Source organism: Streptosporangium nanhuense, from assembly GCF_059358815.1.
Genome location: NZ_JCADBG010000010.1, coordinates 11,323 through 34,299 on the forward strand (window position 1 = coordinate 11,323; position 22,977 = coordinate 34,299).

General features: G+C 70.7%; 19 protein-coding genes. 6 read left to right on the forward strand and 13 right to left on the reverse strand.

The window, feature by feature from the left end:
• Positions 1-69: 69 nt before the first annotated feature.
• Positions 70-2,160: an NAD-dependent DNA ligase LigA gene (ligA, locus tag AC5L38_RS19970; RefSeq protein ID WP_495244306.1), complete on the forward strand. Its 2,091-nt coding sequence runs from the start codon at positions 70-72 to the stop codon at positions 2,158-2,160.
• 154 nt (positions 2,161-2,314) lie between these two features.
• Here the strand turns inward: ligA and AC5L38_RS19975 are convergent, their stop codons facing one another.
• The 7 genes from AC5L38_RS19975 to AC5L38_RS20005 form a co-directional block, all read right to left on the reverse strand.
• Positions 2,315-3,553, reverse strand: a complete 1,239-nt coding sequence (locus tag AC5L38_RS19975) for an iron-containing alcohol dehydrogenase (RefSeq protein WP_495244307.1) — start codon at positions 3,551-3,553, stop codon at positions 2,315-2,317.
• 51 nt (positions 3,554-3,604) lie between these two features.
• The gene (locus AC5L38_RS19980) at positions 3,605-5,065 is read right to left on the reverse strand and encodes an NAD-dependent succinate-semialdehyde dehydrogenase (RefSeq protein ID WP_495244308.1); all 1,461 of its coding nucleotides are present in this window, start codon (positions 5,063-5,065) and stop codon (positions 3,605-3,607) included.
• Positions 5,066-5,360: 295 nt separating this feature from the next.
• A complete protein-coding gene (locus AC5L38_RS19985) occupies positions 5,361-6,440 on the reverse strand; it encodes an ABC transporter ATP-binding protein (RefSeq protein WP_495244309.1) in 1,080 nt (359 codons plus the stop codon).
• Positions 6,440-7,507, reverse strand: a complete 1,068-nt coding sequence (locus AC5L38_RS19990) for an ABC transporter ATP-binding protein (RefSeq protein WP_495244310.1) — start codon at positions 7,505-7,507, stop codon at positions 6,440-6,442. Before AC5L38_RS19990 ends, AC5L38_RS19985 begins: the two co-directional genes overlap by 1 nt.
• A complete protein-coding gene (locus AC5L38_RS19995) occupies positions 7,507-8,418 on the reverse strand; it encodes a carbohydrate ABC transporter permease (RefSeq protein ID WP_495244311.1) in 912 nt (303 codons plus the stop codon). The genes AC5L38_RS19990 and AC5L38_RS19995 overlap by 1 nt, the downstream gene beginning before the upstream one ends.
• Positions 8,418-9,368 carry a carbohydrate ABC transporter permease gene (locus AC5L38_RS20000; RefSeq protein WP_495244312.1) on the reverse strand — a complete coding sequence of 317 codons (951 nt, stop codon included), beginning with the start codon at positions 9,366-9,368 and terminating at the stop codon, positions 8,418-8,420. The genes AC5L38_RS19995 and AC5L38_RS20000 overlap by 1 nt, the downstream gene beginning before the upstream one ends.
• The gene (locus AC5L38_RS20005) at positions 9,365-10,738 is read right to left on the reverse strand and encodes an extracellular solute-binding protein (RefSeq protein ID WP_495244313.1); all 1,374 of its coding nucleotides are present in this window, start codon (positions 10,736-10,738) and stop codon (positions 9,365-9,367) included. The genes AC5L38_RS20000 and AC5L38_RS20005 overlap by 4 nt, the downstream gene beginning before the upstream one ends.
• 437 nt (positions 10,739-11,175) lie before the next feature.
• Between AC5L38_RS20005 and AC5L38_RS20010 the strand changes: the two genes are divergently transcribed.
• From AC5L38_RS20010 to AC5L38_RS20020, 3 genes are all read left to right on the forward strand, one after another.
• Entirely contained in the window at positions 11,176-11,919 is a 744-nt protein-coding gene (locus AC5L38_RS20010) for a GntR family transcriptional regulator (protein ID WP_495244314.1), read from the forward strand.
• An 87-nt stretch (positions 11,920-12,006) separates the two neighbouring features.
• Positions 12,007-12,576: a DJ-1/PfpI family protein gene (locus AC5L38_RS20015; RefSeq protein ID WP_495244315.1), complete on the forward strand. Its 570-nt coding sequence runs from the start codon at positions 12,007-12,009 to the stop codon at positions 12,574-12,576.
• 19 nt (positions 12,577-12,595) lie between these two features.
• Complete coding sequence (locus AC5L38_RS20020; RefSeq protein ID WP_495244316.1) at positions 12,596-13,417, forward strand: alpha/beta fold hydrolase; 822 nt, start codon at positions 12,596-12,598, stop codon at positions 13,415-13,417.
• Positions 13,418-13,548: 131 nt separating this feature from the next.
• Here AC5L38_RS20020 and AC5L38_RS20025 read toward each other — a convergent pair whose 3' ends face one another.
• The 3 genes from AC5L38_RS20025 to AC5L38_RS20035 form a co-directional block, all read right to left on the reverse strand.
• Positions 13,549-14,115 (reverse strand): NADPH-dependent FMN reductase, encoded by a 567-nt coding sequence (locus AC5L38_RS20025; RefSeq protein ID WP_495244317.1) that lies wholly within the window; start codon positions 14,113-14,115, stop codon positions 13,549-13,551.
• 143 nt (positions 14,116-14,258) lie between these two features.
• Positions 14,259-14,966: a nitroreductase gene (locus tag AC5L38_RS20030; RefSeq protein ID WP_495244318.1), complete on the reverse strand. Its 708-nt coding sequence runs from the start codon at positions 14,964-14,966 to the stop codon at positions 14,259-14,261.
• Positions 14,967-15,125: 159 nt separating this feature from the next.
• Complete coding sequence (locus AC5L38_RS20035; protein ID WP_495244319.1) at positions 15,126-15,611, reverse strand: MarR family winged helix-turn-helix transcriptional regulator; 486 nt, start codon at positions 15,609-15,611, stop codon at positions 15,126-15,128.
• Positions 15,612-15,800: 189 nt separating this feature from the next.
• On the opposite strand from AC5L38_RS20035, the gene AC5L38_RS20040 reads away from it, so the two are divergent.
• Positions 15,801-16,595 carry a trypsin-like serine protease gene (locus tag AC5L38_RS20040; protein ID WP_495244320.1) on the forward strand — a complete coding sequence of 265 codons (795 nt, stop codon included), beginning with the start codon at positions 15,801-15,803 and terminating at the stop codon, positions 16,593-16,595.
• 177 nt (positions 16,596-16,772) lie between these two features.
• On the opposite strand, the gene AC5L38_RS20045 is transcribed toward AC5L38_RS20040, so the two are convergent.
• On the reverse strand, positions 16,773-17,141 hold the full coding sequence (locus AC5L38_RS20045; protein ID WP_495244321.1) for a hypothetical protein: 369 nt from the start codon (positions 17,139-17,141) through the stop codon (positions 16,773-16,775).
• Positions 17,142-17,831: 690 nt separating this feature from the next.
• Here AC5L38_RS20045 and AC5L38_RS20050 point away from each other — a divergent pair.
• Positions 17,832-19,271 carry an MFS transporter gene (locus AC5L38_RS20050; protein ID WP_495244322.1) on the forward strand — a complete coding sequence of 480 codons (1,440 nt, stop codon included), beginning with the start codon at positions 17,832-17,834 and terminating at the stop codon, positions 19,269-19,271.
• Between the two features lie 88 nt (positions 19,272-19,359).
• Here the strand turns inward: AC5L38_RS20050 and AC5L38_RS20055 are convergent, their stop codons facing one another.
• Both AC5L38_RS20055 and AC5L38_RS20060 read right to left on the reverse strand, forming a co-directional pair.
• The gene (locus AC5L38_RS20055) at positions 19,360-20,064 is read right to left on the reverse strand and encodes a sarcosine oxidase subunit gamma (RefSeq protein WP_495244323.1); all 705 of its coding nucleotides are present in this window, start codon (positions 20,062-20,064) and stop codon (positions 19,360-19,362) included.
• Complete coding sequence (locus AC5L38_RS20060) at positions 20,054-22,882, reverse strand: 2Fe-2S iron-sulfur cluster-binding protein (protein ID WP_495244324.1); 2,829 nt, start codon at positions 22,880-22,882, stop codon at positions 20,054-20,056. The genes AC5L38_RS20055 and AC5L38_RS20060 overlap by 11 nt, the downstream gene beginning before the upstream one ends.
• Positions 22,883-22,977 lie beyond the last annotated feature (95 nt).

The window sequence follows — 22,977 nt, forward strand, 5'->3', positions numbered from 1 at the left end:
AGGGCTGCTCCAGCTCGGGGCCACATTCCGCGAGCCGAAACTGTCGGTGCCGGGCGAGAGGATGGGATCATGACCGACGCACCCCCCAGCACCCTTCTCGCCGACCGGACCGCCTATGCCGAGGCCGTCCAGCTCGCCTTGGACGCCGCCGCTGCCTATTACGGTGACGGCACCTCCACACTTGACGACGACGCCTACGACCGGCTGGTCCGGGGCATCCAGGCGTACGAGGACGAGCATCCCGACGAGGTGCTGCCGACCTCGCCGACGGGCAAGGTGGCCGGTGGCGCGGTGGTCGGCGACGTGCCGCACACCGTGCCGATGCTGAGCCTCGACAACGTCTTCGGCGCCCAGCAGCTGGCCGACTGGGCCGCGTCGCTGGAGCGCAGGCTGGGCCGGCCGGTCACGCGGTGGAGCGTGGAGCCCAAGCTCGACGGACTGGCGATCACCGCGCGTTACCGCAACGGGCGGCTGGCGCAGCTGGTCACCCGGGGTGACGGCGTCGCGGGTGAGGACGTGAGCCACGCGATCGGCACCATCGCGGGGCTGCCCGCCAGGCTCGCCGAGCCGGTCACGGTGGAGCTGCGCGGCGAGGTGATGATGACCACCTCGCAGTTCGAGGACGCGTGCGCCAAGCGCCAGGCGCACGACGGCACCACGTTCGCCAACCCGCGCAGCGCCGCCGCCGGCACGCTGCGCGCCCAGGACCGGCCCTACGTCTGCGAGCTGACGTTCTTCGGCTACGGCGCGCTGTCGCACTCCGACGACACCTCCGAGACGGCGACGCGGCTGCGCGAGCTGCCGCACAGCGAGGTCATGGCGTGGGTCGCCGCGCAGGGGGCGCAGACCCCGGCCGTCACCGACGTCGGCGGGATCGTCGCCACCACCCTGGAGCGGATCCAGGAGCGGGTCGAGGAGATCGCCGCCAAGCGGGCCGAGCTGCCGTTCGGCATCGACGGCATCGTGATCAAGTGCGATCTCGCCGCCGACCAGGCGCAGGCCGGCTTCGGCACGCGCGCGCCCCGGTGGGCGATCGCCTACAAGCTGCCCGCCACCGAGAAGATCACCAAACTGCTCGACGTGGAGTGGAACGTCGGCCGCAGCGGCATCATCGCCCCGCGCGCCGTGCTGGAGCCGGTCGTGCTCGACGGCAGCACCGTCACCTACGCCACCCTGCACAACGTCGCCGACATCACCCGCCGGGGCCTGATGCTCGGCGACTCCGTGGTCGTCTACAAGGCCGGCGACGTGATCCCCCGCGTCGAGGCCCCGGTCGTGCACCTGCGCACCGGCGACGAGAAGCCGATCCCCATCCCGCAGGTCTGCCCGCTGTGCGGCGACGAGATCGACGCCTCCCAGGAGCGGTGGCGGTGCGTGCGCGGCCGCGCCTGCCGGACGATCGCCTCCATCGGCTACGCCGCCGGCCGCGACCAGCTCGACATCGAGGGCCTGGCCGAGAGCCGCATCCAGCAGATGCTCGACGCCGGACTGATCGCCGACTTCGCCGACCTGTTCTACCTGACCCGCGAGCAGGTGCTCGGCCTGGAGCGGATGGGCGCCACCAGCACCGACAACCTGCTCGCCGCCATCGAGCGGGCCAAGGCCCAGCCGCTCAGCAGGGTCTTCTGCGCGCTGGGCGTGCGCGGCACCGGCCGCTCCATGAGCCGGCGCATCGCCCGGCACTTCGGCAGCATGGACGCCATCCGCGCCGCCGACGCCCAGGCGATCGAGGCGGTCGAGGGCCTCGGCCCGAAGAAGGTCCCGGGAGTGGTGGCCGAATTGGTCGAGCTCGCCCCGCTGATCGACAAGCTGGTCGCGGCCGGGGTCACCATGACCGAGCCCGGCTGGACACCCCCCGCCGTCCCCGGCACCGACGCGCGGACGGATCCGGAGGCGGGCGGCGCGTCCGGGCTGCCGCTGGCCGGGATGTCCGTCGTGGTCACCGGCTCCATGAGCGGGGCCCTGGAGGCGCTCACCCGCAACCAGATGAACGAGCTGATCGAACGCGCCGGCGGCAAGTCCTCCTCCAGCGTCTCGAAGAAGACCAGCCTGCTGGTCGCCGGGGAGAACGCGGGCTCCAAGCGCGCCAAGGCCGAGACCCTGGGCGTACGCATCGTCGGCCCCGAGGAGTTCGCCGACCTCGTCGGCGAACTCCTCTGACCAGGACCGGAGCCACAGGAGCGGGGGCTGGGGAGCAGACCGGCGGCCACAGGTCGGTCAACTCATGAGAGCATCCGCCCACAGTGGTGACGTCGCGGGCTGCCTGCCGGCTCACGCTCTCACGTGGGTGACTCGTCGTCAGGTGAAAGGCCCGTCACCATCTCTGCTCCGGAGTCAGGACGTGCCGGGCCCGGTCCCCGATCCAGGCCGCTTCGAGGATCGCGGTCAGGCTGGCGGTGTCGGTCGGGCCCGGGTGGTTCTGGATCAGGCGGGTGACGCCGCCGGCCATCTCCGCGAAGCGCGGGAGGTCGGCGCGTGCCACGCCGATGTCCGCCAGGGTGGCGGGGATGCCGATGTCGGCGAGGAGCCCGTCGAGCCAGGTGAGGAACGTGTCCGCGGCCTCGGCGTCCGAGGCGTCGGTCACGTCGAGCCCGCAGACCCTGGCGAGGATGGCCAGCCGGTCGCCGATGGCGTCCCTGGCCGCGTCCAGCGCGTAGGGCAGCAGCAACCCGACGCCCAGGCCGTGCGGCGTGTGGGTGGCCGCGCCGATGGGGTACTGGAGGGCGTGCGGAGCCGCGTTGCCCGCGTGGGAGAACGCGAGCCCGGCCAGCATGGACCCGTAGGACATGTCCGCGCGCGCGTCCTTGTCGCCTCCGTCCCTGACGACACGGGGCAGGCTGCGGGCGATCCGCTCCGCGGCCAGGAGCGCGTAGTGATCGGTGATCGGGTTGCGGCCGAGGAAGACCTGCTCCACCGGGTCGCGCGGTCCGTGGGCCCGGGGTCGCGCGGTGTAGCTCTCCACCGCGTGACAGAACGCGTCGATGCCGGAGTGGGCGGTGACGGTCGCGGGGCAGGTGTAGGTGAGCTCGGGGTCGACGATGGCGAAGTCGGGCACGATGTGGACGCTGGAGACCCCCACCTTCAACTCGCGGTCCGGGTCGGTCAGCACCGAGACGGGCGTGAGCTCGGAGCCGGTGCCCGACGTCGTCGGGACCGCGACGAGGGGAATCGTCGGCCCCGGCACCTTCGACTCGCCGTAGAAGTCGCGCGGCGTCCCACCGTGGCGCCGGATGACGCCGACGATTTTGGCGAGGTCGATCACCGTGCCACCCCCGATGGCGAGGATCACGTCGGCGTCCACCTCCGCGGCGACCGAGACGGCCAGGGCGACATCGGTGAGCGGCACGTCCGAGGTCGCGTCGGCGAACACCCCGACGACTTCGGCCTTCTCCCCCACGGCGGCCACGATCTCGGCCACGCCCGGCTGCCCCAGAAGAACCCGGTCGGTCACGATGAGGACGCGCGAGCCACACTCGGCCACCACTCGTGGGATGTTCTGCGCGACCCCTTCGCCCACTATCAGCTGGCGTGGTCCGCGGACGGTCTCAAGCATGTCGGTGCCTTTCTGGAACGTCGGCGGTGATGTGCTGGGCGGACGTCCAGGTCACGGTAGGTCGATCGACGCGTAGGTGACGTCGAGGTACTCGAGGATGCCCTCGTGCGACCCCTCCTTGCCGATCCCGGACTGCTTCACGCCTCCGAACGGAGCCGACGGGTCCGAGATCAGACCGCGGTTGACACCGACCATCCCCGTCTCCAGCCCCTCGGTGAATCGGAGCGCCCGCTGGAGGTCACGGGTGAAGACGTATCCGACCAGGCCGTGCTCGGTGTCGTTGGCCTTCGCCATCACCTCGTCGTCGGAGGTGAACGAGATGATCGGCGCCACCGGGCCGAAGATCTCCGCCTCCAGCATCCGCGCGTCCTCGGGCACGTCGACGAGGACCGTGGGCGGGTAGAAGTGGCCCGGCCCGTCCGGACGCTCGCCGCCCACCAGGACACGGGCGCCGCGATCGACCGCGTCGGCGACGAGTTCGTCGATCTTGGTGACCGAGGCCTCGTCGATCAACGCCCCGACGTCCACGCCGTCGTCGAGACCATGGCCCACCGAGAGCGCGCCCATCCGCTCGGCGAAGCGCGCCGTGAACTCCTCGCGCACCGGCTCCTCGACGTAGATCCGGTTGGCCGCGATGCAGGACTCCCCGATGTTGCGCATCTTGGCCACCATGGCACCGTCGAGCGCGACGTCCAGGTCCGCGTCGGCACACACGATCAAGGCCGCGTTGCCGCCCAGTTCCATGGAGGTGCGCAGCACGTTGTCCGCCGCCTGTCGTAGCAGCACGCGCCCGACCTCGGTCGACCCGGTGAACGAAAGCTTGCGGGTCCGACGGTCGGCCAGCAGTGCCGAGACCACCTCGCCGGCGCGCTTGGTCGTCACGACGTTGACGACGCCCGGGGGAACGCCCACTTCCTCCATGACGCGGGCCAGGAACAGCATGGTGAGTGGCGTCTGGGCCGCCGGCTTGGTGATCGTCGTGCAGCCCGCCGCCAGCGCGGGAGCGAGCTTGCGGGCCCCCATGGCCAGCGGAAAGTTCCAGGGCGTCACGAAGACGCACGGTCCGACCGGCTTCGGCACGGTGAGGATGCGATATCCACCGGCGGGAGCGGTGTTGTAGCGCCCCTCGACGCGCACCGCCTCCTCGGCGAACCAGCGGAAGAACTCGGCGCCGTAGGTCACCTCTCCCCGAGCCTCGGCGAGCGGCTTGCCCATCTCGAGCGTTATCAGCCGGGCGACCTCCTCGGACCGCTCGGTCAGTGCCCGGTACGTCGCGGTCAACAGCTCCGACCGTTTTCGCGGCGGGGTCGCCGCCCACTCCGCCATCGCCTCGCTCGCCGCGTCCAGAGCGGCGAGCCCGTCGACGACGTCGGCGTCCGCCACCTCGGCGATGGTCTTGCCGGTGGCCGGGTCCTCGACGGCGAAGGTGGCTCCGCCGGCGGCGTCGCGCCAGGCGTCGCCGATCCGGAGCCGCCGGTGCTCGGGGGCCAGGACGTTCATCGGGTCACTCATCGCGTCGCCTCCTGTGATGTTCTTGGTGATGTCCGGTGTGACCTCGGCGATCGCGCCACGCGCGTCGACGAACGGCTCACACGGCCTCGTCGGGGCCGAGGTCGCCGAGCGGGCCGGACGTGGCCGTCGGCCCTGGGGCGCTGGCCGCGGGGCGGACGCCCCGCGCCACCGGTCGCCCTCTCGGGCCACGGCCGCTTCAGTGTCGTCAGGCCGTGCCCACCGGTGCCCACCGGTGACGGTCCGCCGAGGCCGGTTGCCACGTGCGGGCGCATGGTGACGTCGCCGCCCCGCGCGGTTACCTCCCGGCCTCGGACAGCGCCAGCCCGGTGCCCGCGTCGAACAGGTGCGCACGGTCCAGGTCGACCGTGACGTGCAGCCGCTCGCCCGGCGTACCGGTGACGGTGGGTCGTGCCTTGACCTTGAGGATCTCCGTCCCCACCCGGACGTCGACCACCGTTCGGTCACCGAGCGGCTCAAGGCCGTAGAGCTCACCCGGCAACGACGCGTCCCCGCGCCGCTCGACGGACAGATCCTCCGAGCGCAGGCCCAGCAGCAGCGGACGACCGTCCTCGGCCGTGGTCCAGCGGGGCCGCGGCAGCGTCCAGCCTTCCTCCGCACCGACCAGACGATCTCCCTCGGCGCGGCAGGCGAGCAGGCTGATCGGCGGGCTCCCGACGAATCCCGCGACCCACTGGTTGGCCGGCCGCTCGTACACCTCGGCCGGCGTTCCGACCTGTTGCACCTTCCCCTCCTTGAGGACCGCGACCTGGTCGGCCATGGACAGGGCCTCGACCTGGTCGTTGGTCACGTAGACGAAGGTCGCCCCGAGGCTGCGGTGGATGCGGGTGAGCTCGGTGCGCATCTCGACGCGGAGCTTGAGGTCGAGGTTCGTCAGCGGCTCGTCCATGAGGAACGCGCGCGGGCTGCGGACCAGCGCCCGGGCCAGGGCGACGCGCTGCATCTCACCGCCAGACAACTGCGCGGGACGACGCTGCAGCAGACGTTCGATGTGCAGCAGGCTCGACATCCGCTCGACGGCGGCGGCGATCTCGTTCGAGGAACAGCGGCGTGCCCGCAGCGGCGAGGCGATGTTCTCGTACACCGTGTGCCGCGGGTAGAGGGCGTAGCTCTGGAAGACCATGGCCAGGTCGCGTGCGGCCGGGGTGTCACCGGTGGCGTCCCTGCCGTCCAGACGCACCGACCCGGCGTCGAGCTTCTCAAGGCCGGCGATCGCCCGCAGGGTCGTCGTCTTGCCCGCCCCGGAGGGCCCGAGCACGACGAAGAACGAGCCGTCCGGCACGTCCAGCGTCACCCCGTCCAGGGCTTGGACCTTACCGAAGGACTTGCACAGCCCGTGCACTGCCACGGTTCCCATCAGGCCACCAGCTCTTCCGTGCTCACGTCGTAGACCGGCGGGGGCCCGCCGGTGTGCCGCAGCCCGACCGGCGCGTCAGCGGCGAAACGGACGGTCGGTGGCATCCGAACCCGTACGTCGCGCCCACCGCCGTGGTCGACCACGTAGATGATCTCGTCGCCCAGCCACTCGGCCGAGACCACGCGGGCCGGGACCGAGCCCTCCGCCCCCGGTTCGGTGACCTCCAGCGCCTCCGGCCGGACGCCCGCGACCAGGCTGCGGTCGCGCGGCAGGCCCGGCGGTGGCGTGAGGACCAGTCCGCTCTTGCTGCGCAGCTTCCCCTCGGCCACCTCCACCTCGATCAGGTTCATCGGCGGGGAGCCGATGAACGCGGCGCAGAAAAGACTCGCCGGACGGTCGTAGACCTCCAGCGGCGTGCCGATCTGCTCGACGCGGCCCTTGTTGAGGATCGCGATCCTGTGACCGAGCGACATCGCCTCGACCTGGTCGTGGGTGACGTAGACCATCGTCGTCCCCAGCTCCCCCTGCAGGTGCTTGATCTCCGTGCGCATGTCCGCCCTCAGCTCCGCGTCCAGATTGGTGAGGGGTTCGTCCATGAGGAACGCGCGCGGTCGTCGCACCAGGGCGCGGGCGAGCGCGACGCGCTGCTGCTCCCCGCCGGACAATCGGTGCGGTCGCCGGTCCAGGAGCGGACCGAGCCGCATCAGCCGGGCGGCCTCCTCGACCCGCTCGTGCACCTCTGGCTTGGGCAGTCCCTCGGCCCGCAGGGGGAACGCCAGGTTGTCGCGGGTCCTCAGGTGCGGGTAGAGAGCGTAGAACTGGAACACCATGGCGATGTCGCGCTCGGCGGGCGGCAGGTCGTTGACCAGCGTGTCGCCGATGCGGATGTCGCCCGTCGTCTGCCTCTCCAGGCCGGCTATGGCCCGCAGCGTGGTCGTCTTGCCGCACCCCGAGGGGCCGAGCATCACGAACAGCTCGCCGTCGCCGATGGACAGGTCCACGTGCTCGACCGCGACCGTCCCGTCCGGGTAGCGCTTGTGCAGGGCGTTCACCTCGATGCCCGCCATCAGCGTCGCACCGCCCCGAGCGTCACACCGGCGACGAGGTGCTTGCGCACCAGGTAGGCGAAGACGAGCACCGGCAGGGCGAACACCACGGAGGCGGCGGCCACGAGACCCCAGTCCACGGTGGTTCCGCCGATGAGGCCGGCGATGGCGGGCGGGGCCGTCCGCACGGTGTCACTGGAGGTGAGGAAGATGGCGAACACGAACTCGTTCCACGAGAAGATGAGTGCGAAGACCGCCGTCGCGGCGATCCCGGGAAGCAGCAGGGGAAGGGTGAATTTCCAGAACGCCTGCAGGCGGGTGTAGCCGTCGAGCATGGCGGCGTCCTCGTACTCCGCGGGCACCTCGTCGACGAACCCCTTCATCATCCAGATCGTGAACGGGACGTTGAACGCGGCGTAGATGAGGATCAGGCCGAGCTTGGTGTCGATGAGCCCGACCTGGCGGTACATGAGGAAGATCGGGATCACGACCACCACGGGCGGCATGAAGCGGGTGGACAGGATGAAGAACAGCTGGTCCTTCTTGGCCTTCACGGCGAAGCGTGAGTAGGCCCACGCCGCCGGGACCCCCAGCACGGTGGCCAGCGCCGTGGAGACCCCGGCGACCATGACGGAGTTGAGGAACGCGACGGACAGGGCCGAACGACCGCCGCCGGAGGCGACGAACACGTCCTTGTAATGGTCCAGGGTGACCGTGAAGTCGAAGAACTTGGCCGGGATGGCGTAGACGTCCCGGTTCTCCTTGAGGGACGTCTCGATCATCCACAGCACCGGGAAGAGCATCACGACGGCCAGCACGGTCAGCAGCGCGACCTCCAGCACGGCGCGGCCCCGGCCGCCGAAGCGGCGCGCGGGGGGCGTGTGATCCCGGACAGGACCCGGGGACACGGCCTCGTCGACGGAGAGGGCCATCAGTCCTCCTTGAGCTTGTTCAAGTAGCGCAGGTAGAGCTGCGTGAGGACGATGACGATGACGACCATGAGGATCCCGTACGCCGAGGCGGTTCCGGTGTTGAAGCCCAGGAACGCGACCTTGTAGACGTGGAACGACAACGTCTCGGTGGAGACCCCCGGACCTCCGCTGGTGAGGATGTAGACGAGGTCGAACAGCCGGAAGGCCTCGATGGCCCTGAACAACACGGCGATGAGGAGCAGCGGCCACACCAGCGGAAGGGTGATGGTGCGGAACCGGAACCACTCGGACGCCCGGTCGATCGAGGCGGCCTCGTACAGGTACTTGGGAACCGCGGTGAGGCCCGCGAGTGCGATGAGCATGATGAACGGCGTCCATTGCCAGGTGTCGACCACGATCAGGGAGATCAGTGCCGTCCGCTGCCGGGTGAGCCACTCCACCGGCTCCAGCCCGAGCGAGCCGAGCATGCTGTTGATCACGCCGAACTGCGCGTCGAGCATGAATCGCCAGAACAGCCCGACCACGACCTGCGACAGCATCATCGGAACCAGGAACAGGGTGGTCAGCAGTCCTCGCCCGTGCGTGCGCCGTGAGATCAGGTAGGCGATGGTGAAACCGAGCACGGTCTGCAGGGCGACCGCGCCGACCACGTAGACCAACGTCGTGAAGGCCCTCAGGTGGACCTGCGCCGACGTCAGGATGGCGGTGTAGTTCTCGAACCAGACGAAAGTGGCGGGCCCCCCGCGGGTGGCCGAGTAGTCGGTGAAGGACAGGTACAACGCCCACAGCAACGGGAACACCGACATGGCGAGCAACAGCAGCAGCGCGGGGGAGATGAAGGCCACGGCGAGCCCGCGGTCGCTCAACCGGCGGGACCGGCCCGGCGCGGGCGGCGTCGCGGACGCCACCTGCCCCGGGCGGTCGGTCGTCAGAGGGACGGGGTCACTCACAGTCCGCCGCCGCCCTTGCGGTTGCCGGAGTCGAGTACGCCCTGCTGCTCCTTGGCGATGTCGTTGAGCGCGTCCTTCGGCGTCTTCGCGCCGTTGAGAGCCGCGTTCACGTTGGTGTTCTCGATGTCGACGAGGCGCGCGTACTCGGGCACGTTCCACATGTCCCGCATCCGCGTGACCGAGTCGGCGTACACCTTGTTGAACGGCCCGGCATCGAGGAACTCGGGCGACTCCAGGGCGTCCGTACGCGATGGCACGCCACCGGCGGCGGCCCACTTCTTCTGGATGTCAGCCTGCTCGAACCACTTCATGAAGTTCAGGGCCTCGGCCTGGTTCGCCTCGGGAGAGTAGGCCGACACGTGCATCCCCATGCCGCCGAGAGGCACCAGGTTCGTCTTCTGGCTCGGCAGGGTGGCGAAACCCAGCTTGTCGAGAATCTGCTCCCGCGTGGTGCCGAGCGTCGACTGCTTGGGGTCGAGCAGGCCGCCGCTCGCGGCGATCCAGTTGAACGCGATGCATGCCTTGCCCTGGGCGACCGCCGCGTTCACCTCGTCGATGAACCAGTTGCCGGAGCCCTTGGCGGTCAGCGGCTTCATCTTGTTGACCAGGACGTCCATCGCCTCCTGGCCCGCGGTGTCGTTGATGACGCCCTCGATCTTGCGCGTCTTGGGGTCCCAGAGGTTGCCGCCGTAGACGCCGTTGACCGTGTTGTAGGTCACGGCCGCGGCGTCGGAGCCGTTGGCCTGGTGGAAGGCCAGCCCGCTGACACCGGGGTTGTCCGCCTGGCACTTCTCGGCGACCGAGATCATCTCGTCCCACGTCTGCGGTGGCTTGTCGCCGATCAGGTCCTTGCGGTAGATCATCGTCCAGGTGTCGCCGAGCAGCGGCAGTCCGTACAGGCTGGCGTTCTCGTCGCGCTTGCCGGTCTCCGCCTGGGGGTACTGGCCGTAGGCAGCCAGGAGGTACGGGTTGTAGGCCTTGACGTCGATGTTCTGCTTGACGAAGTCGGTGAGGTCGAGGATGTTGCCGTTCGTCACGGCCTCGCCGATGTGCTGCGAGTCCAGGATCGGGATGTCGAAGTCGGTCTTGTGCGCCGCGAACTGGGTGAACATCGCGTCGTGCCAGTTCGCGTTCGGCACGGTGTTGACCTTGATGGTCACGTTCGACCGCTGTTTGGTGTACTCCGCGTTCGCGAAGTCCTCCAGCGCGTGGGCGGGGGGCCAGTCGAACCAGATGAAGCTGAGGGTCAACGGGTCCTTGGTGAGCTCCGGGATGGTCGCCGGCGCCTTGGGGGCGCTCGCCTCGTCCTGGCCGCCGCCGCAGGCCGCCATGGTCGTGGCCACCAACACGGCCGCCGTCGCCAGCCGCACCTTTCGACCGGGAACGGGCAGTCGTCCTGTTCGCTGTGGGTACCGCATCTTCTTGCCTGCTTTCTGGGGGGAGGCGTCTCGAGCCTTGCTGCCTGCTTCGCCGGGCAGTGGCTGGGTTCGGGCGTGTCGCCGACCGTCGCGGGGGCTGACCCGCGGACCGGCGTCACGAGTACGACGCGACGTAATGGGGCTTCAGGCAGTCGAGAGGTCCTTCGGTCCTTGTGGGGCCCGGTGGCGAACCGAGTAGGACGTCGAGCATGCTCATGGGAGCTCCAACTGATCGAAGCGGAGCGATGGCGGGCGGTTCCCCGATGGATGAAGGATGGCCGGCATCCGCCACCTTTCCTATACGATCCGAGTGGGGGCGTCAACATCCCGTAGCGTTGCGACCAATATCGACAAGTTCTCGAAGACGCAGGAAAGGACCTCACGTCACGATGGACGACGAAGCGATGATCGCGCGGCGCCGTGGGGCCACGACGGGCGGAACGCCACCGGGAAGATCTCGCGGCCGGCTTGCCGACGAGGTGTACGACACGCTGCTCGGACAGCTGATGTCGCTACGGATCGAGCCTGGCTCCCGCGTCACGATCGACGTCCTGGCGCGGGAGCTGGGGGTCTCGCAGACACCGATCCGAGACGCTCTGAACCGCATGGAGGCCGAGGGCCTGGTCGTGCGTGTGCCCCATGCCGGCTATCGCATTCCCCCCCAGATCACACGCGACCGATTCGAGGACATGCTTGAGATCCGCCTGCTCCTGGAGCCGGCGGCGGCGCGCAGATCCGCCGAACGCGCGTCCTCGAAGCAGGTGGCCGGTCTGCGGCGAATGCTGGAGGAGATGGCGGAGCTGGAGGGGGGCGACGGGCTCATGGCCTACGGCGCCTTCGGGCTGCGCGACGCCGCCTTCCACGATCTCGTCGCCCTGAGCGCCGGCAACCAGGTCATCCGCGAAGCGCTCGCCCGCCTGCACACGCACGTGCACCTGTTCCGGCTCGTCCACGACACCCAGGTCACCCACCTGGCCATGGCCGAGCACGAGGAGGTCCTGGCCGCGATCGCCACGCGTGACCCCGACGCCGCCGCCTACGCCATGCGCCGGCACATCCTGCTGTCCGGCGAGCGGTTCCGGCGGCTGTTCGACGAGGCCGAGGGCGCGGACGGAATGGCGGTAAAGGCTTGACGGGCGGGCCGGGCCGGGGAATGCTAACCCAATCGGATCGGATTGGATCGGATCCACCTCACCCGCTTTAGATGCGAGGAGAAGCAGGTGCCCAGAGCGCTGCTCCTGACCGGCGACGCCGCCGAGGAGCTCGACACCATGTATCCCTACTACCGCGTGCAGGAGGGCGGCTGGGACGTCGACGTCTCGTCACGGACAATGCGTGACGTTCAGCTGGTCATCCACGAGTTCGACCCCAACTCCGACGCCTACGTGGAGAAGAACGGCCGAAAGCTGCCGGTCGACGTGCCCTGGGCCGAGGTCGACGTCGAGCGCTACGACGCCCTCATCATCCCCGGAGGACGCGCCCCCGAGTGGATCCGGGTCGACGCCGACGTCAGGCGCATCACCGAGCACTTCTTCGCGCGCGACCTCCCGATCGCGCTGGTGTGCCACGGCGCGCAGGTGCCGGCCGTGTACGGGCTGCTGAAGGGCCGGAAGACGGCGTGCTTCCCCCCCATCACCGGTGACATGGAGAACGCGGGCGCGACGGTCGTCGACGCTCCCGACGTCGTGGACGGCAACCTCGTCTCCTGCCGGGGGTGGCCCGACATGCCGAAGTTCGGCAAGGCGATGATGGAGGTCTTCTCGAAGTCCGTCAGCTCCGCATCGGCATGAGCGCACCGGACCTGTCTCGGTGACGGCACTTCGGACCGTCACGGTCGACGGCTCCCCCGTCCACGTCCTGGAGAGGGGCACCGGGCCCGCGGTGCTGATGCTGCACGGCTCCGGACCCGGTACGACCGGATCCGGCGCCTGGGCGACGACGGCGCAGGCGCTGGGCACGTCCTGGCACCTGGTGGCTCCTGACCAGGCGGGGTTCGGCCGTACACCGATCCCGGCGGGCTCCAGGGGTGGGCTCCGGCTGTGGACGGAGCAGGCCGCGGGCCTGATGGACGCTCTCGGTGTCGAGCACTACGCCGTGGTGGGCCACTCCATGGGCGGTGCCGTGGCGCTGGCGTTGGCGGCCGCGCGTCCCCGGCAGGTCACCCGTGTCGTGGCGGTCTCGACGATGGGCGCCCCCGGGGCGCCGCTGTCCGCCGAGCTCGACGCGATCTGGGCCGCCCCCGCCGGCCCGCCCGGGGCACGGGACATGTTGAGTCGCCTCGTCCTCGACCAGGCGCTCGTGACCGAGTCGGCCGTCGCCGCCCGTGCGGCCGCGATGGAAGCGGGGGCGGCCGCGTTCGCGTCGTTGTTCCCTCCTCCCAGGGCACGGTGGGCCGACGAGCTCACCCTCTCGGCGCGAACGCTGGCGGGGATCCGCGCGCCCGTGCTGCTCGTCCACGGCGCCGAGGACCGGGTCACCCCGCTCGGGACGGCGGCCCTGCCCCTGCTCGAACACCTGGCCGATGTCCGTCTGCACGTGCTCGGCCGATGCGGGCACGTGCCGGCGCTCGAGCACCCGCACGACTTCAGGCGACTCCTGTCGTGCTTCCTCGGCCGGGAACGAGGTCACTGACCGCCGCGACGGGTCCGCAGCCCGTGCGCGAGCAGATAGGCGTGAGGCAGGCGTGATCCGCGCCGACTCTCCGGCCCGCACCCGTGGGGACGTGATCGGGAGGCCGGGGCGCGGTACGCGTCCGCTCGGAGCTACAGGTCGGGGATGTCGTGGTGGTGGCGCCGGATGTGCGCCGCGAAGGCGCGCATGTATCCGGTCAGGAATTCGGCCGTGGACGGCACCTGGATGTCGCCCTTGTCGTCGATCAGCCCCTCGCTGAACTGGATGTAGGCCTCGGGCTGTCCCAGCACCGGGGAGTTGGTGAAGGACAGGATGCTCTTGAGGTGCTGCTGCGCGACCGCGGTGGAGATCGGGCCGGGCGAGGTTCCGATGATCGCGGCCGGCTTGCCGTTCAGCGCGCTGGTCCCGTAGGGCCGGGTCGCCCAGTCGATGGCGTTCTTCAGCGCGCCCGGGATGGACCGGTTGTACTCCGGGGTGACGAACAGCAGGGCGTCGGAGGCCTTGATCGCGTCCTTGAACTCCAGGGCCACGACGGGGTAGGCCGGGTCGTGGTCGTGGCTGTACAGGGGCAGTTCGTCGATGGGGATCTCCGAGAGACGGAGTTCCGGCGGCGCGAGACGGCTCAGGGCCAGGGCGAGCCTCCTGTTGATCGATTTCTTGGACAGGCTCCCGACGATGTAACCGACGGTGTAGGTCATTGCTTTTCCTCTCGGGACATGTCTCAGGACATGAACGTGCCGCCGTCGCCGTCGACGGTCCGGCCGGTCAGGCCCTCGAACCTCTGGTCTCGGTACGCGGGCGTCGTGCGGCGCCACGGGGGGCGTCCCGCGTGCCTGCGGGCTCATCCCTCGACGAACGTGACCGTCTCGTCGAGGGGCGCCCGGCCCGTACGGGCGTGATTCACCGTGTCGTCCTCGAACCCGATCGACACGCCACAGAAGAGGATGAGCCCCTCCGGTGGTGACAGGACCTCCGCGACGGTCTCGCGGTACACCGACCACGCCATCTGCGGGCAGCTGTGCAACCCTTCGGCGCGGAGCAGCAGCATGACCGTCTGCAGATACATGCCGACGTCGGCCCACTGGGGCAGGCCCAGGTCGCGGTCGATGTAGCAGAACAGGGCGGCGGGCGCGCCGAAGCAGTCCCAGTTCGCGGCAGCGACCCTCTGGCGCGCCTCCCAGTCCTCGCGCGCGATGCCGAACTCGCCGTAGCGCTCCTTGCCGAAGGAGGACCGGCGCTCGCGGTACGGGGACTTCAGCACGGGCGGATACATCTCGTACTCCCGCTCGTCCCACGGGTCGCCCGTGGCCACGCGCTCGCCGGCGCGCTTCTTGAGCTCGGCCAGCGGCTCGCCGGTCAGCACGTAGACGCGCCACGGCTGGAGGTTCGATCCGGACGGCGCCCGGGCCGCGGCGGACAGCACGCGCTCCAGCACCTCCCTCGGGACGGGCCGGTCGATGAAGGCACGCACGGCCCGTCGGCTCGTGACCGCCTCATAGACATCCAACCTCACCACCCCCACCCGGCCCAACGCGTCCGATTTGGTCACGTTAGTGACGGTATCATTGATGATAGTATCACTTAATACCATCTGTGGATGTGTGGGTCTTATGTGCAGCAAGGATGGACCCCATCCGGAGCCAGGACACCGACGGCCGCAGCCCTCAGGGCCGAGCCTTCCGCTGAAGCCGCACGGGACGAGGCGCGCCTACGCCCCGCCGCCGGAGGGATAGGCGAGCCGGGTCAGCAGATCCCTCAGCAGCTCGGGCTCGCCGGGTCCGAGTTCGGCGACCAGGCGCTCGGCCAGCGGCTCCGCCGCCACGTGGGCCGCGTCGAAAAGCTCGACGCCCCGGGGCGTGGCCTCCACCGCCCGCGCCCGCCGGTCTCCCGGAACGGCCTTGCGCACGGCCAGCCCCTTGCGCTCCAGGTCGTCCACGACCCGCATGATTCCCGCCTTGTCCGACCCCGTCGCCGCGGCCAGGTCCCGTTGCACCGTGGCCCCGCGGTCGACCAGCACGATCAGCACGGCGAAATGCCGCAGCTCGATGCCGAGCGGCTTGAGCGCCTCCGCCATCACCGTGGCCGCGTGCCAGTGCGCCTGGCGCAGCAGCAGGCCGAGGGCGAACGGCGAGGTGTCCCCCGGGCGAGCGGTCGCACGCGAGGTGGTGGTTTCGCGAGGAACGTCGGCACTCATGGGGGCATATTACCGACCTTGCTCTCATTCGAAACGGTATCGAGTGAAATCAAATTCGGTTCGGCGACCGGCCCCACCTCTCAGGCCCGATCGGCGGCTCGGCAAGCGGCGAGTAGATCTTTCTGTGCTCTGTATCAAACGTAACCCTTGGGCGGTTACAGTTCCTGCGTGCGTTTTATCCCCTTTGTCATGATTTCCGTTGCGCTCACCGCGACCGCTGTGATCCCCGGCTCCCCCGCCTCGGCCATCACCAACGGATCACCCGACCTGACCGCTCACCCGCAGGTGGGTGCCGTCATCGGCGACAAGCCGAACGGTGACGGCACATGGTCCTACTGCACCGGCACCCTCATCTCGCCGACCGTCTTCCTCACCGCCGCCCACTGCGCGGAAGAGGGGCAGAAGACCGCCCGGGTCTCCTTCTCCAGCCGCTATCAGGACGGGGACAAGATCTATACGGGCCGTTACGTCCTCGACTCGCGGTACAAGGACAAGTCCGATCTTCACGACATGGCCGTTGTCATCTTCGACACGGCCGTCCCGGACATCAAGCCCGCCAGGCTGCCCGCCGAGGGCCTGCTCGACCGCCTCGACGCCGCCAACGCCCTGAGGATGACGCGCTTCACCCCGGTCGGGTACGGCGCCGTGGCCGCGGCCAACGTCCCGTCCAAGGGGAAGCACGCCGCGACCAAGGGCAAGCAGAGGGTGCGGCTGACCTACAACGACACCCGCCACCAGGCGTCCATCTCCTTCAAGGACCTCACCCGCAGGTGGCTCAAACTGTCGCTCACCTCCAAGGGCGACGGCAGCACCTGCTTCGGCGACTCGGGCGGCCCGAACTTCCTGGGAGGGCCCACCTCCGACCTGCTCGTGGCCACGACGATCAGCGGGGACGACGACGCCTGCAAGATGACCAACTACGACTATCGCCTGGACACCCCTCAGGCCCGGTCCTTCCTCAAGAAGTTCGTCACCCTTCCCTGAACAACGGGTGATCGCCCCGGCGGGGCGCCGTCATCGCCGTCCGGGCGTCCGCGCCCGCGTGCGCCCGCGTGCGCCCACGGCGTCGCGCAGAGGGCGATCCCGGTGTCGGAGCCGCCTTTGCCCAGGCGCCGGCCTCGTGGCGGTCGCGTCGGGCGGCAGGAGCGAACCTCGCGGTCGTCAGCGCGGCGCGCGCTCCAGGACCCGCCGATGGCGCATCATCCACGCCGCTCCCCTGACACGCCACGCGATGCCCCACAGCGGTTCGCGGTCCGTGCTGTCCGGCGTCACGCGCGCCTCGACCGCCTGCTCGGCGGCGTCCCGCACGGCCACCTCGATGATCGTGTCCAGGAGCCCCGGCCGCCGCGCCGCGGACAGCCCGTAACCGTCGACGATCAGTCGCAGCTGACCGGCGCGTGTCCCGAGCGGAGGAAGCCCGACCCGCTCGGCCACGTCGTCGTCGTGCAGTTGCGCGTTGAGCCGGCACAGCCGCGCCAGTTCCACCAGCGGATCCACCGGGCCGGCCACCTGCCAGTCGATCAGTCCCACCGGCCGCCCCCGCGCGCGACGATGTTCCACGGGCCGGTGTCGCAGTGTCCGGCGACGCGCTCCTCCCCGCCCATCCTCCGCCCGTACCACGGCCGCCACCTCGCCCTCGGCGGGGGCCGGAAGGAGGCACGGCCGTGGCCGCCCCCGGGCGGGGCGCGCCACCCGCCCGGCAGGCCGTTCATACCGTGACGTCCGATTGCTGAATTATTCATCTTGACCGGCGTGAAAGATGCACGCGCTATTGGTGATTGACGCTCTGGTTGCCCTCGAACCACCGTCACATAATTGATTCACATCAGGAACGATTATGTCGGCGTCGAGGGGAGCGAGAATTGTCAGCCCTGGCCCTGCCCCGCCCGTGGTCCGCGTACGGCCGTCGGGTGCCGGTCGCCCGCCCCGGCGCGCCGTGCCGCCGGAAGGCCGGCGAAGGCTCCCGCCACGGGACCGCCGGCACGGCCCCCGGCACCTGGCCCACGCTGATCGACGCAGGCAGAAGGCCCATCACACCACCGTCGCCGGACTTCACGACACGCGGGCGACACACTCGAGGATCTGGTACGCCGTCGAGGCCACGGCGCTCGGATCAGCCGGTCGGACCGTCGGTGGCCACGAACCCATTCGGGCGGAAAAAACACCGAGAACGACGCCGAGAATGCCTTGAGCCGTACTAGGAGACGGGAGAAAGAAACCATGGACTCTCAAGTCAAGAAGCCACCACCACTGCTTCTGTTGTGCCTCGCCCAGTTCATGCTGACGCTCGATTTCGCGATCGTGAACGTCGCACTGCCATGGATCAAGACCGATCTGTCCTTCACCGCCGGCGCCCTGCCCTGGGTCGTCGGAGCGTACGCGCTGTTCTACGGCGGCTTCCTGCTGCTGGGTGGACGCGTGGGCGACATCATCGGACGTAAGCGCATGTTCGTGTGGGGCCTCGCGATCTTCACGGTCGCGTCCCTGGTGGGCGGCTTCGCGACCAGCTCCATCGTGCTGATCATCGCCCGTGCCCTCCAGGGCTTCTCGGCGGCGGCGGTCGCTCCGGCCGTGCTGGCGATGATCGGCGCGGGCTTCCCCGAGGGGGAGGCGCGGGCCAAGGCCATGGGCGTGTTCGGCGCCGTGTCCTCGGTGGGCTTCGCCGGTGGCGTGCTCGCCGGTGGCGTGCTGACCGAGGTCTTCGGCTGGCGGGCCGTCATGTTCATCAACGTCCCGGTCGGCATCGCGATGGTCGTGCGCGCCGCGATCCGCCTCGAAGACGACAGTGTGCGAACCAGGTCCGCGCGCATCGACGTGCCCGGTGCCATCCTGGTGACCGCGAGCATGTGCGCGATCGCCTACGCCCTGACGATCGCCTCCGACGAGGGCTGGGGCACCGCCGGGGTGCTGACCCCGCTGATCGCGGGTGTCGTGCTGCTGGCCGTGTTCCTGTTCGTGCAGACCCGCGTGTCCGCGCCGCTGGTGCCACTCTCGATCTTCCGTAACCGCGGGGTGACGGGCGGCAACCTGGTCGCGTTCCTGTCGGGTGGTGTCATGTCCATCTCGACGTTCTTCATCACGCTCTACATGCAGCAGATCCTGGGCTTCTCGGCGATCCTCACCGGGATCGCGTTCTTCCCCCAGGCCCTCGTGGTCGTGCTGGCGTCGCTGCCGGTGGCGAAGACGACCGCGCGGATCGGGGCCCGTCCGGTGCTGACCGTCGGCGCCCTGTTCCTGGTGGCCGGTTCCCTGGTGCTGGCGCTCGCGCCCGCCGACGGCACGTTCCTGCTGAACGTGCTGCCCGGCGGCATCCTGATCGGCGTCGGCGTGACGGTCATGATGATCAGCACCGCGGTGGCGGCCACGTCCGGTGTGGACGGTGCCCAGATGGGTCTGGCCTCGGGGCTCTACAACTCGAACCGCCAGCTCGGGGTCGGGCTGTGCCTCGGTGTCGCGGTGGCGGTGGCGTCGCTGGCCGCCGGGTCCGGGCAGGGGATCTCCATCGAGGGGATCCAGACGGCGTTCTGGCTCTCCACCGCGCTCTCCGTGGTGATCGCGATCATCTCCGCGACCGTCCTGCCGTCGGTGCGCAAGCCGGCTCCCGACACTCAGGCCGCCTCCTCCCAGGAGGCCAAGACCGCCTCCGCGGCCCGCGCGTAGGTCTCCACCGGTTCGAGGGCCGGTCCCGGCACACGCCGGGACCGGCCCTTCCGCCGTGTCCGTCCGGGATCCGTTGCCGGGGGTCGCGTCAACCGCCCAGGTACTCCCCCGCCGCGTCCAGGAGCCAGGCCGCGAGGTAGTCCGCGAAGGACGAGCGTACGAAGACGTGGAACCCGTCGTCCTCGCGGGCGGCGAGGAGGACCTGGGCGCGGGCGAGCATGGTCTGGGCGCAGCGGCCGGGGCCGAACGCGCGGGGGTGCAGGTCGAGGGCGCAGCCGTGGGAGAGCAGGTCGCGGGCCTTCCGGCCGGCCACGAGCAGCACGGTCCGCTGGGCGGAGACGTCGGTGACGGCGGCGTGACCGGTTCCGGCGGCGGCTCGCAGGAGGGCCTCCAGGCCGGTGTCGCCCGGAGGGCCGACGACCAGCCACTCGTCGGGACCGAGCCACAGCACCTGGCGGCCGCTCACGGAGGTGGCCGACGGCGGCGCGTCGGGGCCGGTGCTCACAGAGGTGGCCGACGGCGGCACGCCGGGGCCGGTGCTCACAGAGACGCCGGTGCTCACGGAGGTCGCGGACGGCGGCGCGTCGGGGCCGGTGCTCGTGAGGGTGCCGGGCTCGGTGGGAAGCGGGACGCCGAGGGCGAGGGCGATGTCGGCGGCGGTGCCGCTCGCGGGGTCCACCCGCAGGCCGACCTGGGTGAGGAAGGGCAGCTCCGCGATGTGGAGGTCCCGGCTCGACACCGGTTCCAGCCGGGCCAGCGGGCTCGACCGCCCGGTCGTCGGCTCAGCCGTCACGGCGCGCTCCCTCGGGGTCGTAGAGGACGTGGTGGGTGACGGTGACGGGCACCAGTTCCTCCCCGACGGGTACGTACAGCCGCTCGCCGACGCGTTCGCGCCCGCCGCTGACGAGGGCGAGGGCGAAGGTCCTGCCGAGCGCGGCGCTGCGGTAGCTGGAGGTGACGTGTCCGAGCATGGGGACCGGAGGCTCCGGCAGCCGGTCGGCGGCCACCAGGTGGGAGCCCTCGGGCAGCAGGACGTCCGGGTCGAGCGGCAGCAGGCCGACCAGGTGCTTGCGGTCGGGCCTGGCGGTGTCGGCGCGGCTGAAGGAACGCTTCCCGAGGAAGTCGGCCTTCTTCTTGGAGACCACCCACTCCATGCCGAGGTCGGCGGGGGTGACCGTGCCGTCGGTGTCCTGGCCCACGATGGGGTAGCCCTTCTCGGCCCGCAGCACGTGCATGGTCTCGGTCCCGTACGGGGTGACCGCGCCGGTGGCCTGGACGGCCTCCCACAGGGCGAGCCCGTCCCAGGCGCTGACGTTGATCTCGTACGCCAGCTCGCCGGAGAAGCTGATCCGGCACACCCGCGCGTCCAGGCCCGCCACCCGGGTGTCGCGCCACGTCATGAACGGGAAGCTCGCGTTGTCCACGGCCAGCTCGGGGGCGAGCCCGGCCAGTATCTCGCGGGAGCGCGGCCCGGCGAGCGCGACCGTCGCCCACTGCTCGGTGACGGAGGTGCAGTAGACCCGCAGCGAGGGCCACTCGGTCTGCAGCCACTCCTCCATCCAGTCGAGGACGGCGGCGGCGTTGCCGGTGGTGGTGGTCACCAGGAAACGGTCCTCGGCCAGCCGGATCACCGTGCCGTCGTCGAAGACCATGCCGTCGGGGCGGCACATCACGCCGTAGCGGATCGAGCCGACCTTGAGGCTGCTCATCAGGTTGGTGTAGAGCCGGTCGAGCAGCTCCGCGGCGTCAGGCCCCTGGATGTCGATCTTGCCGAGCGTGGAGGCGTCCATGGCCCCGGCCGCCTCCCGCACGGCCCGGCACTCGCGCAGGACGGCGGCCTCCATGTCCTCGCCCTCGCGGGGGTAGTACCGGGGCCGCTTCCACTGGCCGACGTTCTCGAACGGCGCTCCGTGCGCTCCGTACGCCGCGTGCCACTCGTGCAGCGCGGTGACCCGGACGGGGTCGTGCAGCGCTCCCCTGTCGCGCCCGGCGAGGGTCGCGAAGGAGACGGGCAGGTAGGGGGCACGGAAGGTGGTGGTGCCGAGTTCCGAGACGTCCACGCCGAGGGCGTGGGCGACGACACCGCCGGTGAGCACGCCGGAGGTCTTGCCCTGGTCGTGCCCGGTCCCGGCGGTGGTGTAGCGCTTGACGTGCTCGACCGAGCGGAGCCCGGCCCCGGTGGCGCGCATCACGTCGGCGACGGTGACGTCTCGCTGCAGGTCGACGAAGTGGGTCCGGTAGTCGTCGGCGGGGACGAGCCACACGTGCTCGGCGGGGGTGGATCCGGCCGGCTTCGCACCCGCCGTCCGGGGGGACGCGCCGGAAGGCGTTCGGAAGCCGGCCGCCCCGGCGGCTCGCGCCCCGGCGGCGGTGCCGTCCTCCAGGCAGGCCGCCGGGGTGAGCAGCCCCCGGGCGGCCCCGGCGACCTCGACGGCCTGGCGGGTGCTCCCCGGGACGAAGGAACCGAGCACCTCGTCGTAGCGGAGCGTCCCCCCGGCCTGGCTGAACAGGTGAACGGCGGGGTTCCAGCCGCCCGAGACGAGCAGCAGGTCGGCCTCGATCTCGCGCCCGCGGGGAGGGACCGTCCCGGAAGGCGCACCGTCCGCGACGGGTCTTTCCGCGACGGTCACGGAGGTGACGCCGTGCTCGCCGTTCACGCGGGTGACGAAGTGGCCGGTGAGCACCTCGGCACCGCCCCGGCCCGGGAGGCCGCCGGCACGCGTGTCCACGACGGCGGCGATCTCGACGCCCGCGGCGGCCAGGTCGCGGGCCGCGGCGTAGGCGCTGTCGCCGGTGGTGAACACCACCGCGCGGCGGCCGGGCAGGACCCCGTACCGGTTGACGTACGCGCGCGCCGAGCCGGCGAGCATGACGCCCGGCAGGTCGTTGCCCGCGAAGGCGACCGAGCGCTCGTGCGCGCCCGTGGCGAGGACGACGCGGCGGGCCCGGACGCGCCAGACGCGCTCGCGGGAGGAGGCGTCCTCTCCCCTGCGCTCCACGGCGACCAGGTAGTTGTCGTCGTAGTAGCCGAACACGCTGGTACGGGTGAGCACCCGTACCTCCGGGTGGCTCCGCAGCGCGGCCAGCGCGGTGGCGGCCCACTCCGTGCCCGGGACGCCGTCGACGGTCTCGCCGGTGTCGGGCAGGCTGCCGCCGGGCGACGGCCGGTCGTCGGCGAGGATCACCCGGGCGCCCGACGCGGCCGCCGTGGTCGCCGCCGCCAGGCCCGCCGGGCCCGCGCCGACCACCAGGACGTCGCAGTGGGCGTACACGCCGTCGTAGCGTGCCGGGTCGGGTCCGCCGGCGAGCCTGCCCCTGCCCGGCAGGCCGGTGGCCACCAGTCCCGCGTACAACTCGACGACGGTGGCCTGGAGCATCGGCTCGGGGAAGGGGTGCTCGATCTGGACGACGGCGTTGGGCTCCTCGGTCCAGGCGGCGAAGATCCCGCGAGGGCGGCCCAGCGCGACGCTCGTCGCGACCGTGCGGACACCGTTGGCGAGCAGCGCGGCGGCGAGCGTGTCGCCCCGGTGGCCCTCGTAGTCGCGGCCGTCGAACCGGAACGGCAGCACCTCCCCGCGACGGCCCGCCCGGCGGAACGGCTGCCCGCTCACCGGCGCACCTTTCTCTCGGCTCCCTCGGCGACGGCCGGAACTCCCTCGGCAACGGCCGGAACGCCCGCGCCGCCGAAGGCCCGGAGGTGCACACC

What these genes read in the sequence shown, in the direction of transcription:
- AC5L38_RS20010 (WP_495244314.1), top strand. Translation starts at nt 11,176, where the DNA reads ATGGACGACGAAGCGATGATCGCGCGGCGCCGTGGGGCCACGACGGGC.
- AC5L38_RS20040 (WP_495244320.1), top strand. Translation starts at nt 15,801, where the DNA reads ATGATTTCCGTTGCGCTCACCGCGACCGCTGTGATCCCCGGCTCCCCC.
- AC5L38_RS19995 (WP_495244311.1), bottom strand. Translation starts at nt 8,418, where the DNA reads ATGGCCCTCTCCGTCGACGAGGCCGTGTCCCCGGGTCCTGTCCGGGAT.
- AC5L38_RS19975 (WP_495244307.1), bottom strand. Translation starts at nt 3,553, where the DNA reads ATGCTTGAGACCGTCCGCGGACCACGCCAGCTGATAGTGGGCGAAGGG.
- ligA (WP_495244306.1), top strand. Translation starts at nt 70, where the DNA reads ATGACCGACGCACCCCCCAGCACCCTTCTCGCCGACCGGACCGCCTAT.
- AC5L38_RS19990 (WP_495244310.1), bottom strand. Translation starts at nt 7,507, where the DNA reads ATGGCGGGCATCGAGGTGAACGCCCTGCACAAGCGCTACCCGGACGGG.
- AC5L38_RS20025 (WP_495244317.1), bottom strand. Translation starts at nt 14,115, where the DNA reads ATGACCTACACCGTCGGTTACATCGTCGGGAGCCTGTCCAAGAAATCG.
- AC5L38_RS19985 (WP_495244309.1), bottom strand. Translation starts at nt 6,440, where the DNA reads ATGGGAACCGTGGCAGTGCACGGGCTGTGCAAGTCCTTCGGTAAGGTC.
- AC5L38_RS19980 (WP_495244308.1), bottom strand. Translation starts at nt 5,065, where the DNA reads ATGAGTGACCCGATGAACGTCCTGGCCCCCGAGCACCGGCGGCTCCGG.
- AC5L38_RS20050 (WP_495244322.1), top strand. Translation starts at nt 17,832, where the DNA reads ATGGACTCTCAAGTCAAGAAGCCACCACCACTGCTTCTGTTGTGCCTC.
- AC5L38_RS20035 (WP_495244319.1), bottom strand. Translation starts at nt 15,611, where the DNA reads ATGAGTGCCGACGTTCCTCGCGAAACCACCACCTCGCGTGCGACCGCT.